General features: G+C 48.5%; 14 protein-coding genes and 2 tRNA genes. All 16 read right to left on the minus strand.

The window, feature by feature from the left end:
- Positions 1 to 137: 137 nt before the first annotated feature.
- Positions 138 to 1,046 (minus strand): permease-like cell division protein FtsX, encoded by a 909-nt coding sequence (gene ftsX, locus ACR0QE_RS11180; protein ID WP_432628433.1) that lies wholly within the window; start codon positions 1,044 to 1,046, stop codon positions 138 to 140.
- Entirely contained in the window at positions 1,043 to 1,726 is a 684-nt protein-coding gene (ftsE, locus tag ACR0QE_RS11185) for a cell division ATP-binding protein FtsE (RefSeq protein ID WP_432628434.1), read from the minus strand. The genes ftsX and ftsE overlap by 4 nt, the downstream gene beginning before the upstream one ends.
- A 2-nt stretch (positions 1,727 to 1,728) precedes the next feature.
- Entirely contained in the window at positions 1,729 to 2,817 is a 1,089-nt protein-coding gene (locus tag ACR0QE_RS11190; RefSeq protein ID WP_432628435.1) for a PucR family transcriptional regulator, read from the minus strand.
- Positions 2,818 to 3,086: 269 nt separating this feature from the next.
- A complete protein-coding gene (locus ACR0QE_RS11195) occupies positions 3,087 to 4,199 on the minus strand; it encodes an ABC transporter ATP-binding protein (protein ID WP_432628436.1) in 1,113 nt (370 codons plus the stop codon).
- A gap of 419 nt (positions 4,200 to 4,618) precedes the next feature.
- Positions 4,619 to 5,203 carry a class I SAM-dependent methyltransferase gene (locus ACR0QE_RS11200; RefSeq protein ID WP_432628437.1) on the minus strand — a complete coding sequence of 195 codons (585 nt, stop codon included), beginning with the start codon at positions 5,201 to 5,203 and terminating at the stop codon, positions 4,619 to 4,621.
- 57 nt (positions 5,204 to 5,260) lie between these two features.
- Positions 5,261 to 6,094, minus strand: a complete 834-nt coding sequence (locus ACR0QE_RS11205) for a CvfB family protein (RefSeq protein WP_432628438.1) — start codon at positions 6,092 to 6,094, stop codon at positions 5,261 to 5,263.
- Positions 6,095 to 6,332: 238 nt separating this feature from the next.
- Positions 6,333 to 7,052, minus strand: a complete 720-nt coding sequence (locus ACR0QE_RS11210; RefSeq protein WP_432628439.1) for an acyl-[acyl-carrier-protein] thioesterase — start codon at positions 7,050 to 7,052, stop codon at positions 6,333 to 6,335.
- Between the two features lie 190 nt (positions 7,053 to 7,242).
- A complete protein-coding gene (locus tag ACR0QE_RS11215; RefSeq protein WP_177976614.1) occupies positions 7,243 to 7,707 on the minus strand; it encodes a YhcH/YjgK/YiaL family protein in 465 nt (154 codons plus the stop codon).
- An 82-nt stretch (positions 7,708 to 7,789) separates the two neighbouring features.
- Positions 7,790 to 8,632, minus strand: a complete 843-nt coding sequence (kduI, locus tag ACR0QE_RS11220; protein ID WP_432628440.1) for a 5-dehydro-4-deoxy-D-glucuronate isomerase — start codon at positions 8,630 to 8,632, stop codon at positions 7,790 to 7,792.
- A 241-nt stretch (positions 8,633 to 8,873) separates the two neighbouring features.
- Positions 8,874 to 8,946 (minus strand) — tRNA-Gln (locus ACR0QE_RS11225).
- A 33-nt stretch (positions 8,947 to 8,979) separates the two neighbouring features.
- Positions 8,980 to 9,052: transfer RNA gene (locus ACR0QE_RS11230), tRNA-Gln, on the minus strand.
- Positions 9,053 to 9,198: 146 nt separating this feature from the next.
- Positions 9,199 to 10,821 carry an anti-sigma-I factor RsgI family protein gene (locus ACR0QE_RS11235; protein ID WP_432628441.1) on the minus strand — a complete coding sequence of 541 codons (1,623 nt, stop codon included), beginning with the start codon at positions 10,819 to 10,821 and terminating at the stop codon, positions 9,199 to 9,201.
- A gap of 5 nt (positions 10,822 to 10,826) precedes the next feature.
- A complete protein-coding gene (locus ACR0QE_RS11240; RefSeq protein WP_432628442.1) occupies positions 10,827 to 11,375 on the minus strand; it encodes an RNA polymerase sigma factor in 549 nt (182 codons plus the stop codon).
- Between the two features lie 47 nt (positions 11,376 to 11,422).
- Positions 11,423 to 12,619, minus strand: a complete 1,197-nt coding sequence (locus ACR0QE_RS11245; protein ID WP_432628443.1) for a cation diffusion facilitator family transporter — start codon at positions 12,617 to 12,619, stop codon at positions 11,423 to 11,425.
- A gap of 24 nt (positions 12,620 to 12,643) precedes the next feature.
- Positions 12,644 to 13,438, minus strand: coding sequence for a tRNA pseudouridine(38-40) synthase TruA (gene truA, locus ACR0QE_RS11250; protein ID WP_432628444.1), 795 nt, complete (start codon positions 13,436 to 13,438; stop codon positions 12,644 to 12,646).
- Positions 13,439 to 13,516: 78 nt separating this feature from the next.
- Positions 13,517 to 14,686, minus strand: coding sequence for an aminotransferase class I/II-fold pyridoxal phosphate-dependent enzyme (locus ACR0QE_RS11255; RefSeq protein WP_432628445.1), 1,170 nt, complete (start codon positions 14,684 to 14,686; stop codon positions 13,517 to 13,519).
- Between the last annotated feature and the right edge of the window lie 352 nt (positions 14,687 to 15,038).

A 15,038-nucleotide genomic window follows, 5' to 3' on the forward strand; every position in this document is an offset into this window, starting at 1 on the left:
ACATACTTTGCGTCAAACAGTCGCTTAAAAGTAATCCCATTGGGATAGGGCTTTGTGAATAGCCATAAGCCACTTATCGTAGTCTTTCAGAAACCACGCCTGATGGCGTAGGAAACGGAGACTTCAGACGTGGTAATTCATACTCGCAGATATTTGCGGATTGTAAAGAAGCTTCCAAAAAATCCAATTCCAACTCCGAGCACGAGTGCCACAAGGATCATGATCGGATAGATCTCCTGCACCGGAATAAAGTAAAACATATTTGACAGAATCCGGAAGCGATCCATCAGATAAACCACAGATTTCGTGTACAGAAAAAACATCGCCGCAAGAGGAATCACCGCTCCCGCCAGTCCGATCAGCACACCCTCAACAATGAACGGTGCGCGGATCATAAAATTCGTCGCTCCGATCAGCCGCATGATCTGACTCTCCTGCTTGCGGAAAGCCGCGGCAACCGAGATCGTGTTGTTAATCAGGAAGACCGAGACGGCGAGAAGAACTGCAATAATCACTAAGGAGAGCAGTCCCACCATCTTGTTGAAACTCGTCAGTCCCGCCGCTGCGGTGTTCGAATAATTCACCTGACGGACTCCCTCAATTCCCTGAAGATACGCCACAACCTGCGGCTGCTCTGACAAATCGTTCAAATAAATCTCATAGGAAGAAGACCCCGCGAGCGGGTTGTCCTGCTCAAATCCGTCAGCGAGTTCCTCCATTCCCTCAAAATACTGTTTCTTAAAGGAATCCCACGCCTCCTGCGCCGACACAAATTTCATCGACCGGATCTCCGGGCGCGCGGCGATCTCCGTTCCGATCTCCTTAATCTGATCTTCCGTCAGATTTTCATCAAACAGCACCGTGATTCCCACTGTGCTCTCCACATTGTGGACCATGTACTGAACATTTGCCACAATGGAAAAAAACAGGCAAAATAAAAAAATACATGCAGCAATCGTCGCCACAGACGCAAGCGAAAACCAGATATTCCTGCATATATTCTTTACACCCTGTTTCAGACAATAAAAAAATGTACTAATTCTCATGAATCTGCCTGCCCCTTCGCTTTGCTGTCGCTGACAATCTGTCCCTTTTCCAGTTTGATGATACGCTTGCCCATCCGGGAGACAATCTCCTGACTGTGCGTAATCACCACAACAGTCGTTCCAAGCTGGTTAATCTGCTCGAGCAGTTTCATAATCTCGATCGCATTCTCCTGGTCGAGATTTCCGGTAGGTTCATCCGCAAGCAGCACTTCCGGCCGGTTGATCAGCGCGCGCGCAATTGCAACTCTCTGCTGTTCTCCTCCTGAAAGCTGCTGCGGCAGAGACTTATATTTGGAAGAAAGCCCCACCAGTTTAAGCATCTCCGGCACGGACTGGCGGATGCTTCTCGTCGACGCTCCGACAACCCGCTGGGCAAACGCTACATTCTCAAAGACATTCCGGTCCCGGAGGAGACGGAAGTCCTGAAAAACGACTCCCAGTTTTCTCCGGTATTTCGGAACATAACGCCTCGGCATTTTCTGCAGATCCATATCGTTTACAAGAATCTTTCCGGAAGTCAGTTCTGTCTCCTTCATCAGAAGTTTGAACAGCGTCGTCTTTCCAGAACCGCTTCGTCCCATAATAAAGACGAACTCCCCATCCTCAATCTCGATGTTGATGTTTCGCAGAGCTCTGCTTCCGTTTTCATAGGTCTTGCACACATTCTGAATCTCAATCATAATTAATAATCCAGGCTCTCCATATACTTCATATATTTTACAACCATCAGAGCAATCTTGAACGTGATCGCATCCTCGAATACGCGCAGGTCCAGACCGGTGCTCTTCTGGAGCTTATCCAGACGATATACCAGAGTATTTCTGTGGATGTAAAGCTGTCTGGAGGTCTCAGATACATTCAGGCTGTTCTCAAAGAACTTGTTGATCGTGGTCAGAGTCTCCTCATCGAACTCATCCGGGGATTTGCCCTCGAAGATCTCCTTGATGAACATCCGGCACAGCGGAAGCGGAAGCTGATAGATCAGACGGCCGATTCCCAGACGGTTGTAGGCAACGACATTCTTGCTGCTGTAAAAGATCTTTCCGACATCGAGTGCCATCTTTGCTTCCTTATAAGAACGGGATACTTCCTTGATGTCTCCGACAATCGTACCGAAAGCGACATGAACTTTTGTCATCGCCTCGGTGTTGAGCATGTCGAGAATCATATTGGCGGTCTTCTCGAGATCCTCGTAATTCTCTCCTGCCTTGACTTCCTTGACGAGAATGATGTTCTTCTCATCAACTGCCGTGATGAAGTCCTTTGTCTTTGCCGCAAAGAGGCTGCGGACAGTCTCAAGTGCATTGACATCCTTCTCATGCTTGGTCTCAATCAGGAAGACCACTCTCTTCACATTCGTCTCAATGTGAAGTTTCTTTGCGCGGTTGTAAATGTCAACCAGAAGGAGGTTATCAAGAAGAAGGTTCTTGATAAAGTTGTCCTTGTCAAAGCGCTCCTTGTATGCGACAAGAAGATTCTGGATCTGGAAAGCAGCCAGCTTTCCTACCATATATACGTCATCACTTCCGCCGCGCGCGAGAAGGATGTACTCGAGCTGATGCTCATCAAATACCTTGAAAAACTGATATCCCTGTACCACCTGGCTGTCTGCCGGGGAATCCACGAAGGAGAGAATGGAGCTCTCATACTCCTCCGCATCCGGGAATGTGGAAGCCAGCACTTTTCCTTCTGTATCACAAATACAGAGATCGATTCTGGTAATGCCTTTTAATCCGTCAATCGTGTTCTGAAGAATCTGATTTGAAATCATAACACACGCTCCTTATTCTATATTTTGTTGCATGGTAACTGTTCCGTCAGTCTGCACATTTTGCGCCGGCTGTGAGAAAACCTCGCACAGATACGCTGCATTTTTGAAGCCATGAGGTTTTTTTTGTCCCTGTATCCTGACAAAAAGAAACTTTCCTTAGCCTATATCTTAATGCAAAATAATAAAAAAAGCAAGCAAGTATCACACTTGCCTGCTCTTTTTATAAAAGATTCAGAAATCTTAAATTTACGCCTGTTTTAAACAGTATCCTAGTTAACGATTACCTGCTCAGTCTCCTTATCGAATACGTGAATCTTCTCCAGATCCAGAGCCAGTTTGATCACATCACCCGGTCTTGCGGTTGTGTTCGGTTTTACACGTGCAGTGCAGTTCGTATCGTTGATGTCAAAGTACAGATATACCTCTGCACCAAGCAGCTCGTATACACGGATCGTAGCCTCGATCACGCTCTTCGGAGATGCTGCGAGGAATGCCTCGTCATCATGCAGATCCTCCGGACGGATACCAAGAGTAACGGTCTTTCCAACATATCCCTTCTGATCCAGAACTTTGCCTTTCTCAGCCGGTACGGTGATGGTGTGGTTGTCAAAGGTCAGGGTCACATCGGAGCCAGCCTTGCCGACAACAGCATCGATCAGGTTCATCTGCGGAGCGCCGATGAATCCGGCAACGAACTTGTTGCATGGCTTATCATACAGGTTCTGCGGAGAATCTACCTGCTGAACCACGCCGTCCTTCATGACAACGATTCTGGTTCCTAAGGTCATAGCCTCGGTCTGGTCATGGGTTACATAGATGATGGTTGCCTGCAGTCTCTGATGCAGCTTGGAGATCTCGATACGCATCTGGCCTCTCAGCTTCGCATCCAGGTTGGACAGCGGCTCATCCATCAGGAATACTTTCGGGTTACGAACGATTGCACGGCCCATTGCAACTCGCTGTCTCTGACCACCGGACAGAGCCTTCGGCTTACGGTCAAGCAGATGGGACAGATCCAGGATTCTTGCTGCTTCCTGAACCAGTTTATCAATCTGATCCTTCGGAGTCTTTCTCAGCTTCAGACCAAATGCCATGTTGTCATATACGGTCATATGCGGATACAGAGCGTAGTTCTGGAATACCATTGCGATATCACGATCCTTCGGCTCTACATCATTTACAAGCTTGCCGTCGATATACAGCTCACCGGAAGAGATGTCTTCCAGACCTGCGATCATACGAAGGGTGGTGGACTTACCGCATCCGGACGGTCCTACGAAGATGATGAACTCCTTGTCTGCGATTTCCAGGTTAAAATCTTTTACTGCAACAAATCCGTTCGGATATGCTTTGGTTACATGTCTCAGTGATAAACTTGCCATTATATTGTCCTCCTGCTATTTCTGCCTGTGTGACTTCGGATCTCCCCATTTTATCCATCATGCCACGGGCAAACCAGCTGTTTTACAGCTCATCGGTTGATGGTCCTATCATACAATATCTCCTCTTTTTCTTCCATGTGCCGAATATCCAAATTGCTTTTCCGCTTTTTGTCAGAATTGCTTAACTAATTTAAAAAGTGCTGTAAATAACAAAATCAGGCGGAAATCCGCCTGATTTTACTGTAAAAATTCGATAAACTTTGCCTCAAAACCACTCTCATCCCCGCATTGGCACGAAAAGTTTGTGAATCTCGCCCAAGTTCGTGTACCGTTCCTTGTACAATTTCCTGTCTCAAATCTGCACAAACTGGCAAAATTCAGACAGATTCGGAGAAAATTTTTCTGTTTTTTTGGCTATTTCATGAGATCTTTCTCGCCAGCAGGTTCAGCCAGCGCTCTCCGCCGTCATGCTCCTCGTCCTCGGTGCGCCACAGACGGATGATCTCAAATCTGCCGGTCTCGCGCAGAATGCGCTCCAGCTGCTCTTCCGTGTACTCACAGAAATAACGTCCGCTTCGGATTCCCTCAAAATCCCCCTCCAGGAAGGAGAGAAACAGGACACCCTTCTGACAGAGTCCATCGGCAATCTTATCCAGAATGCCTTCCAGCTCATCCTCCGGCTCATGGATCAGTGCTCCACAGCCCCAGACTCCGTCAAAAGCTTCATTAAACTCCATATCTTCATAAGAAATCTGCAGAACTTCCAGTCCTGTGTGAATCTCTGCAAGTTTGCACATTTCCTCCGATGCATCTAACGGTGTCACGTCATACCCCAGATCGTAAAATGCGAGGCTGTCTCTTCCTGAGCCACAGCCCAGATCAAGAATCGTATCTCCCGGCTGTAAATAGCTCAGAAATTCTTCCCTCAGTTCTTCTGTATCACGGTCCACCGTATCTTCAAAAATCTTGGATGCATACTTATTATAGTAGTCTATAGTGTCCAAAACGTCCTCCTATTAAATTCTTTGATAACTGTTTTTCTCTTTTTATTCACGAAACAGTTACACTCTCTCAATCGTTTTTTCTGTAATTCGGATCTTGCCCTCTTTTAACAGGCGTCCCACTGCGCGCTTAAAGGCATTCTTGCTCATCTTCATCTCGCGCAGAATCGTCTCCGGCCGTGCCTTATCGTTGAACGGAAGCACGCCGTCAAACTCGTCGATCGCCTTCAGAACCTGCTTTGCGTCCTCATCCATCTGCATATATGCCTTCTGTCTCGGGCTCAAATCAAGTTTGCCATCCTCACGGACTTTCACCACGCGCGCCTCAACGGTATCTCCGAGATGGAAATCCCCGTACAGCTCCCGCTTCGGGATCAAACCGTAATACCGGTTCTCAACCGCAACAAAAGCTCCGAGATTCTCGTTGATCTCGTAAATCGTTCCGGTCACACGGTCATCTTTTTTATACTCTGAGTCTGCATGCATGTAGGGATATACATTCATGGTTGCTGCAAGGCGACCGCTCTTGTCGATGTAGAGCGCAACCAGACATTTCTCTCCCTTCACCACACGGTGATTCTGCTCCTTGAACGGAAGAAGAAGATCCTTCTCCAGTCCCATATCCAGAAATGCACCGATCTTTGCGACATCCTTGACCTCAAGCACGGCAGTCTCACCCACCTGAAGTTTCGGAGTTCCCGTTGTGGCAATCATGCGGTCCTCTGAATCCTTGTACACAAACACAGACAGTTCATCTCCTGTCTTGGTTCCCTCCGGAACCTGTTTGCGCGGAAGCAGAACCGCATGCTCTGCATCCTGCTGATGTCCTAAATAGACGCCAAACGCCTTCTCTCGCAGAACAGTAAGTGTCTGTATCTTTCCAAGTTCAATCATTGCATTCTCGCTTTCTGGCCGCTTATACGACCCTCTCCTGCTATTCCTCATTCTGTCATTGCCGCTGTGTCTTACAGAATTTTCAGTTCAGAAAATTCCTACCTAGAACAGTACCGAAACCATATTACTGCTTTCGCTTCGCTCAACCAGTAATCGATTTTGCCGATGCTTCGCATTCCAAATCGGCAAAATCCGCTGCCGCAACTGTATCATACGGCAGTTTCGGTTCCGAAACTACCTACCTAGAACAGTACCTAAACCATACAACAGCATACGGTGCGCCGTCCTGGTTGCAGAGTGCGACCGTCGCCGTCTCCCCATCCTCGCTGATCCGCGGATAAATCACATCTCCGAGCACCGCAGCCTTCTGGTATTCCACCCGAATCTCCCGGATCTGGATCTCCACCGGAAGCACTTCCCTTGCGATCTCCACATACTGCGCATTGTTGACGTGATGATTCGTGTCGATATGGTGACGCACAACAAGAACCGGTTCGGATTCCCGGTACTCTTTCGGAATCTCAATCCTTCTCGGTGCATACTCCATGTCCAACTTTGCCTCACTTCCGACTCCATATCCCCGGATGTCTCCCTCCTGCACTCTCGCAGGAGTTCCCTTCTCAGTGTCAAAAAAGAACCAGTGTGAATTTGCTTTCACAAGGTAATCTCCGTTCTTATCCCGAATCGTGAAATTTCGGTATCCGAAGATTCCCTTAAAATCATACGGCCATGTGCTGATCGTGATCGGTTCGCCAAGTCTCGGATAGCGTTCAATGACAATCTGCCAGAAGGAAAGCAACCACGCTCTATGATGTGCCGTCAGATAGTCAATGCCGAGATGAAGATCCTCTGACTGAAACGTCGAACAGTCCTGAAGATAGTTGATAATCCCGGTCGTCGTCAGCTCCTGATTCTGGTCTACCTCACTGTAACGAACCCGGCTGTCAAATGAATACATGCTTTCTTCCCTCTTTCTGTCAAGTCCAGTACATTATCGCATATTCCGCCGGGAATCACAACCGTTTTTTCAAAGAAAAACATGTTCAAAAAAAGGAAATGAGAGGTCTCACAATGTCGACCTCTCACCCGAAATTTATTTGTTGCCGTTCATACCGTGCACAAATGGCAACGAATTTATTGCGTTATCTTTATTTCTCGCAGATCTTTACGACAATCTTCTTAACCATGGACGGCTCGCCTGCTGCTGCCTTCGGCTTGTGGCCATCCCACGGGAAGAAGATCATGAAATCGCCTGCCTTGCAGGTTACCTTCAGACCCGGATTGGCGTTGTCAAACTTCACAACATCCTTCTCTGCATTGTACGGTCCAGCCGGATTTAACTCCTCTGCCGGTGCATAGGTCATCACTTCCTCGCCGGAGATCACATACTGAATGTCGGAGTAGTTCTGGTGAGCCTCATACTTTGCCTCCTCCCACGGAAGGGTGGTGTAGCTCATCACATTTGCATATACGTTCTTTCCGTCGATCTCGTACTTTCCATCCTCAAGGGTTGCCAGATCATGGCTCTTCAAAAAGTCGATTGCCTTTGCGTAGCGTCCCTCAATGCCCAGAGTGCGGTAAAAATCAATGTTCTTTGCGTTATCTAAAATCATGGTTCTCTCCTCCTGTTAAATCTCTGAAAATCCAATCGTCAAAATACTCTCACAGATTCCGATTCCATCCGGAATCACTTTTTTATCTCAGCTCTGTGGTCGGAATCGTATCCATATCATCGAATGCCTGGTTCTCTCCGCCCATTGCCCAGATAAAGGTATAGTTGCTTGTGCCAGCTCCGGAGTGGATGCTCCAGGACGGGCTGATAACTGCCTGCTCATTCTGCATCACGATGTGGCGGGTTTCCTGACCCTCACCCATCATGTGGAAGACCACGTTGTTCTCCGGAATCTCGAAGTACATGTAGATCTCCATTCTTCTCTCGTGTGTGTGTGCCGGCATCGTGTTCCATACACTGCCCGGCTCAAGAACCGTCATGCCCATGGACAGCTGACAGGTCTCCAGCACATCCGGATGGATAAACTGGTTGATCACGCGCTTGTTGGAAGTCTCCATCGCACCGATCGGTCTCTTTGCAGCCTTCTCAATCGGAATGAAGGTTGTCTTGCATGCCTTGTGCGCCGGTGCACTTACCATGTAGAACTTTGCCGGATTCTCCGGATCTTCGCTCGCGAAGAATACCTCTTTTGTTCCCTTTGTGATGTAAAGGCAGTCCTTATATCCCATCTTGAACGTCTCGCCGTCTGCAGTGATGCTTCCTGCTCCGCCGATGTTGAAGATACCGATCTCACGGCGCTCAAGGAAATACTGGGTACCGAAGTTCTTCCAGATGTCGATGCCCTTGTCGATCGAAACTGTCTCCGTCGTCGGCATGCATCCGAGCGTTACCATACGATCCACATGGGAGTATACCGCAACAACCTCATTCGGCACATATAAATTCTCAATCAGAAACTCTTTTCTCGTCTCTTCTGTTGTATAACGTTTGAAATCTCTCTGGTTTGCAGAATAGCGAATATCCACTCTCTCATCCTCCATACTTGTCTTTTGCAGGAATACGCCCCCGCGTCTCCGCCTGTATCTCCCATTATAAGCGATTCCATAATCATTATTCAATGGAACAAAGTACTGAAAATAAAGTGCATTTTGTAAGCGCTTTCAACAAAAAACAAAACTCACAGCAAAAACAAGACAAAAAAGACGCAACTTTCTATCACACAAAAAAAGATCCTCAGTCCGAAAACTGAAGATCTTTCTCTCAGCGCTGGGCTACAAGGATTCGAACCTTGAAAATGACGGAGTCAGAGTCCGTTGCCTTACCATTTGGCGATAGCCCAATAAGAAACAAAAACCAATATGAAGTTTTTGAACTGGGCTACAAGGATTCGAACCTTGAAAATGACGGAGTCAGAGTCCGTTGCCTTACCATTTGGCGATAGCCCATCACTGCAACGAAGATTATTATATATGATAACTTCAAAAACGTCAAGCGTTTTTTTTATTTTTTTCGATTTTATTTTTAACGCTCTTTTTTAGCGATCGAGGAAGCGCCGGCGACGCTCCCCCGCTTCTTTTAAAATGCTCAAAGATCAATTCTTTTCTATTTTCTTTTCTTCCACTGTTTCCTGCTTCGAGTCTTTGTCCGCCGTCTCTTTCCCGGAATCTCCCGAGGATTCTTCCGACTCTTTAGAAGATTCCGCCTGCGAACTTCCCGACTCCTTATCCGATTTTGAAGAAGGAGAGATCTCCTCCTCTTCCTCCTCGTCCTCATCCGGATCATCCATCGCATCCTCGGCGATCTCCGGCTTCTCAAACGTTCCGGTCACCGTCGTCGCATGTTTTCCTTCTCTCGGGGTCAGACCGCCGAGCACAAAGGTGTACGTCTTTCCGCCTTCCAGACCCTCCGCCGAGATCACACACTCATCTTTCGAGGTGTCATCCACATATGCCGGGTAATGATTGCCATCCTCATCGCGGATCAGAACCGTCGGATTCTTCCACTTCACAAACGTTGCAAAGTAGACAAAGATCTGGTCATCCTCCCACTCAGCATAGTCGATCTCGACTCCGTCATCCTCGATCACATCTTCCTCGTCTTCCGCACCCGAAGTTGTCGCCTCAGTCTCAGCTGCCGCCGAGGAAGCTGGCTGTGTCGGCGATGCCGTCTGTTCGCTCTTAGATTCTTCTACTTCCATCTCCGGGACACTCTCCTGTGACTGTGCCGTCCCGGTCTGTGTCTCCTCTGCCTGAGCCGTCTGTGATGTCTCGGTTTCTGATTCCGTCTCCTTCGCCTGCTCTGCCTTCTCGCCGAGTGCAAGTGACTCCTCGTTGATCTGCGCTGCGATCTCTTCCATCGTCATCGTCGAAAAACGCTTCATGTCATCCATGGTGAGATTCTTGTTCTGTGCAATCAACTCCTTCAAGAAATAGGCCTTTCCATAGGAAATTCCATACTCTTTCGCAAGCTCACTCACCTCGTCATCCTCGGGCGCTGCCTGCTGGTCGTAGACCACCGCCTGAACCTGGTGCTCCCTTAGCGTCGTCTCAATATCCCCGACGACACTGCTGCGAAGTTTTGACGCCTTGCTCACACTGTCGTTGTTGACAGTCACAAGAATCGCATTCTCTGTCTCATCGAGATAGCCGTGCGTTACCATCGAACCGATGACGGCATTGACTGCCACGTTTAAATCCACTCCCTTTAAATCCATGTCGGAGAGAATCTCTTTTGCGTCCTCATTGAGTGCTTCCGCCGTCAGAATCCGGCTCTTCTGATTGATCGAAAGCTCTACACTCGGATTGACATCAATCCCGATGACCGAATCCACGCGCACATTCCGGGCATGGTACTGCAAAGCGCCTCCTCCGGCTGTCAAAAGGAACAGAAAAGCGGCCGCTGTCGCTGCCGTCCGGCGCAGATGCCGCTCAAATCGAAGAATTGTTTTTTTATTCCCCTCTTCTGACGCCACCTCATCCCGCGATGCCGTCTGCACAGAGGCAATCGGAGTGATCACCCTCGGTACCGGATCCTGAGGAACCGATAAATCAAGGCGGTCAAAAAGATCTGGAGTGAGTCCGCCGACAGCGGATCTTAAATGGCTCTCAATCTGACCGGTTGTCCACCCGGCAGCATGATCTGACCCAGCACGTCTGATATCACTGATATCACCGCTGATTCTGCTCTGCTTCTGCCTGTCCGTTTCCTGCTTCACCGTCCTCACTCCTCTCTCAGATATTGTTTTAATTTCCGAACCGCGCGATTATACTTTGACAGCACAGTCGGAAGCGGCATCTTCAAATCCGCCGCAATTTCGCGATGTTTCAGCCCGGCGCCCGCATGGAGAAGCACAATCTGGCGCTCCTCCTCCTTCAAAATTTCGAATGCGGCTTTCAGGACCATCGCATCTGCCATATTTTCAATCGGAAGGCAGAGTTCCCCTGTCTCCTCGCCCATCAGTTCATCCAGTCCCACATCTGCAATCTTTTTCTGATCGCGAAACTTCATATAGCAGAGATTCCTTGCAATCGTAAAAATCCACGCCAACGGTTTTCCCTGTGACTGGTAGGAAGACGCCGAAGTCCACACTTTCATGTAAGTCTCCTGCATGACTTCCTCCGCATCCTGAGGATTCTTGATGATGGAAAGGATAAAACTGTATACAGCCCTGTCTGTATTCTGATAGAGTTGATGAAATGCCTCTTTGTCCCCGAGGCTGACCCGTATCAAAAGTTCTTCGTCGCTCAATCGGATTCCCTTTCTAATCATTTAATGCAGGAAAACTCTGTCTTATTGCATTTTTCCGGAACTTATTTTCATTCGCCGCGCGGATCGGGATCGTCATCCTCGTAGCTGTGCTCCATATGAATCATACAATATGCAGTTTTATCCTGCTCTAATATTTTCTGACAGATCTGCTCTTTTAATGCATGTTCCATCTGCTCTGTGTAATCTCTCGGCACGACAAGATCAAAAATCAGATTTCTTCTCTTTGTTCCCTCGACAAGCCGGAAATCGTGAATGCTGAGTCTCGAATCTAGGCCGTTTATGATCTCAATCGTCTTCTCCTTGAGTTCTCTCGCACGGGTATTGTGGAGATCCACCGGGTCCATGTGAATGACTAACATCACGCCGAGCTCCCGATAGGCATCTCTCTCGATCTTGTCCACAATCGTGTGCGTCGTCTCGATCGGCACATCATCCGCCACCTCAACATGGATCGATGCCATGCTCCGGTCCGGTCCGTAATTGTGCACGATCAGATCATGCGTTCCCAGAATCCCGTGATATTTTCCGACGAAATCGGAAATCTTTTTGTAGAGCTTTGGATCAATCGCCCCGCCGATCAGCGGTTCAAGCGTCTCTTTTGCAATGTTGACTCCGGCAATCAGAACGAGCACCGACACCACAACTCCGACAAGTCCATCGATGTTGACTTTCCAGATTCCATAAACCATCATCGAAAAAATCGTCGAGGAAGTCGCCGCCACATCGCCGAGCGAATCGGCAGAAGTCGCCAGCATCACCGTCGAGTGAATGCGGTTCCCGAGCGTCCGGTTAAACAGCGCCATCCAGAGTTTTACCCCGATCGAGAGAACAAGAATCGCGATCGAGATCCTGCTGAACGACAAGTTCTCCGGATGGATCACTTTGTCGACCGAGGTCTTAAAGAGGGAAAATCCCACCTGGACGACGATGAATGCAACGATAAAAGCAGAAATGTACTCGATCCTTCCATGGCCGAACGGGTGCTCCTTATCCGGCGGTTTCTGCGCCATCTTCACCCCGACAAAGCCGATAATCGAGGAAGCCGCATCCGACAGGTTATTGAATGCATCCGCCATGATCGAAATACTTCCCGTCAAAAAACCTGCTGCCATCTTCGACGCAAACAGGAAGAGATTGCAGCAGATTCCAACCAGACTCGCCATCACTCCATATGATGCACGAACGGTGGCGCAGTCTGTCTTTTCATAATCTTTTACAAATAATCTAACAAGCAGTTCTGTCATTTTTTCCTTCTATGCAATGCTTTCTTAATAAAAAACGTGTTCGAGGCAGAGTCCCTCCGCCGGAGCGGTAAATCCCGCTGCCTGTCTGTCCTGCGCCTCAAGGACATCCCGCATCGACTGCCAGGAGCGCTTGTGCAGCCCCACCTCAATCAGGGTTCCCGTCAGAATCCGAACCATGTTCTGGAGAAAACCGTTTCCGGTAAAGCGAAGTGTCACCCCGCCAGTCCCGAAATCCTGCCGGATATCGATTGAGTAGATTGTTCTCACCGTCGATTTCTTCATTTTCTTATTGCCGCAAAAACTCTTAAAATCATGTGTTCCGATCAGCATCAGCGCCGCCTGCTCCATCGCGTCCAGATCAAGGGGTTGTCCAAGTCCATACATCGTCCTGCGAAGAAAGACATTTTTTCGTCTTCCCGTCTCAATCCGATATGCATACACTTTTTTCACTGCATTCAGACGGCTGTGGAATCGCTCCGGCGCCTCCTCGACGGAGAGCACGGCAATATCCTCCGGAAGATAGGCGTTGAGATACTCCCGGATTTGATCCACGCGGGTCGCCCCGGCACATTTTCCAATTTCCGGCACCGAGGGAATCTCAAGTTCCCCCGGAAGATAGAAATTCGCGACCTGACCGGCTGCGTGTACCCCGGCATCGGTCCTTCCGGAACCGTGAATCTCGACCGGCTCTCCTGCCATTCTGCCAAGCACTGCCTCTATTTTTCCCTGAATCGTGTCGGATGTGTTTCCCTGTCTCTGCCATCCATTATAACGGGTTCCCTCATACTGAAGGATCATCTTGTAATTCTGTCTCATCATTCTGTCTGCCTCATTTTCCTTTGTCAAAGCGAACCTGCCGTCTGTGCACCCTGTTTTCTGTTCTCTGTTTTCCGTATCCTATTTTTTCAGGATTCCACTCCGGTCAATCGCCTCAATCGCCTTTTTCAGTTCCGGCTCATCCTGGACAAGTGCCATCCGCACATGGCCCTCTCCCGACGGTCCGAACGCACTGCCCGGTGTCACAAGCACGCCACAGCGGTCCACCAGTTCCATCGCAAACTCTGCGGAGGAGGTAAAGCCTGCCGGAATCGGTGCCCAGACAAACATGGTTGCCTCCGGCTTTCTCATCTTCCAGCCGATCTCATTTAAACCATCGCAGAGCACATCACGGCGTTTCTCATAAGCCGCACGGGTGACTGCGACACAGGCCTGATCTCCGGTGATTGCCGCAATCGCCGCCTGCTGGATCGGAAGGAACATTCCGTAATCCATGTTTGATTTCAGTGTCTTCAGATGAGAGACCACTTCCTTATTTCCCACGCAGAAGCCGATTCGCGCTCCTGCAAGTCCATATGTCTTAGAGAGAGAGTTGAACTCGACACCGACCTCTCTCGCTCCCGGGAAGCGAAGAAAACTTCCGCAGTGCTTTCCGTCAAACACCAGCTCACTGTATGCATTGTCATGAAGAACAATGATATCATATTTCTTCGCAAATGCAATCAGTTCTTCATAAAAAGAATCCGGTGCCATGACTGCAGTAGGGTTGTTCGGATAGGAAACCACCATGAATTTTGCTCTCTGTGCAACTTCTTCCGGAATCTCAGAGAGCTGGATGATGTAACCGTTCTCCTTTTTCTGAGGCATGTAGTAGAGCTCTGCCCCTGCAAGCTGAGGACCGTCCGCAAACACCGGATAACACGGATCCGGAACGAGAACAAGGTCTCCTTCATCGACAATCGAAAGCGCAATATGGGCAAGTCCCTCCTGGGAACCGAGCAGAGAACAGATCTCGGTCTGCGAATCTAACTCCACGCCATAGCGGCGCTCATACCATCCGGAAACTGCCTCCAAGAGTGCTTTCTGATCGTTGATCGCGTAAATATAGTTGTTTTTGTCTGCTGCTGCCTCGCAGAGTGCATCGAGAATGTGCTTTGCCGGAGGAATATTCGGTGCTCCGATGCTTAAATCCACAACCTCTGCCCCCTCCGCAAGTTTTTTCTGTTTCTTTTCTGCAAGCTGAGAAAAAATACCTTCTCCAAACCGCTCCATACGTTTTGCAAATTTCATAATTGTTTTCTCCTGTCAAATATCTATGTTTTTTCCGCTGGGTCGGTCTGTCTTTCCGGCTCAAGCCTGTCGCCCGCACGAAATCCGACACGAAATCTCCAAATCAGATATCGCACAGCCGTGTTATCCCTGTATCATACGGAATTTTCAGTTCAAAAAATTCCTACCTATATACGATAACTTATCACACATTATACTATCACACTCTTTTAAGAGCAAGCAGGAAAGTGCTATAATAAATTCTATCAAAATCGCAGAGTACCACGCCTGACCAACCGGATCAGACGTGGGTGAATGCGTAATGATCTTAAAATATTTTAAATCATTTATTTTTTTGATTATTGATATATTC

This window comes from Brotaphodocola sp. (genome assembly GCF_050873065.1).
Taxonomy (GTDB): domain Bacteria; phylum Bacillota; class Clostridia; order Lachnospirales; family Lachnospiraceae; genus Brotaphodocola.

What these genes read in the sequence shown, in the direction of transcription:
- ACR0QE_RS11245 (WP_432628443.1), bottom strand. Translation starts at nt 12,619, where the DNA reads ATGACAGAACTGCTTGTTAGATTATTTGTAAAAGATTATGAAAAGACA.
- ACR0QE_RS11240 (WP_432628442.1), bottom strand. Translation starts at nt 11,375, where the DNA reads ATGATTAGAAAGGGAATCCGATTGAGCGACGAAGAACTTTTGATACGG.
- ACR0QE_RS11255 (WP_432628445.1), bottom strand. Translation starts at nt 14,686, where the DNA reads ATGAAATTTGCAAAACGTATGGAGCGGTTTGGAGAAGGTATTTTTTCT.
- ACR0QE_RS11195 (WP_432628436.1), bottom strand. Translation starts at nt 4,199, where the DNA reads ATGGCAAGTTTATCACTGAGACATGTAACCAAAGCATATCCGAACGGA.
- ACR0QE_RS11190 (WP_432628435.1), bottom strand. Translation starts at nt 2,817, where the DNA reads ATGATTTCAAATCAGATTCTTCAGAACACGATTGACGGATTAAAAGGC.
- ACR0QE_RS11215 (WP_177976614.1), bottom strand. Translation starts at nt 7,707, where the DNA reads ATGATTTTAGATAACGCAAAGAACATTGATTTTTACCGCACTCTGGGC.
- ACR0QE_RS11210 (WP_432628439.1), bottom strand. Translation starts at nt 7,052, where the DNA reads ATGTATTCATTTGACAGCCGGGTTCGTTACAGTGAGGTAGACCAGAAT.
- ACR0QE_RS11205 (WP_432628438.1), bottom strand. Translation starts at nt 6,094, where the DNA reads ATGATTGAACTTGGAAAGATACAGACACTTACTGTTCTGCGAGAGAAG.
- ftsE (WP_432628434.1), bottom strand. Translation starts at nt 1,726, where the DNA reads ATGATTGAGATTCAGAATGTGTGCAAGACCTATGAAAACGGAAGCAGA.
- truA (WP_432628444.1), bottom strand. Translation starts at nt 13,438, where the DNA reads ATGATGAGACAGAATTACAAGATGATCCTTCAGTATGAGGGAACCCGT.
- ftsX (WP_432628433.1), bottom strand. Translation starts at nt 1,046, where the DNA reads ATGAGAATTAGTACATTTTTTTATTGTCTGAAACAGGGTGTAAAGAAT.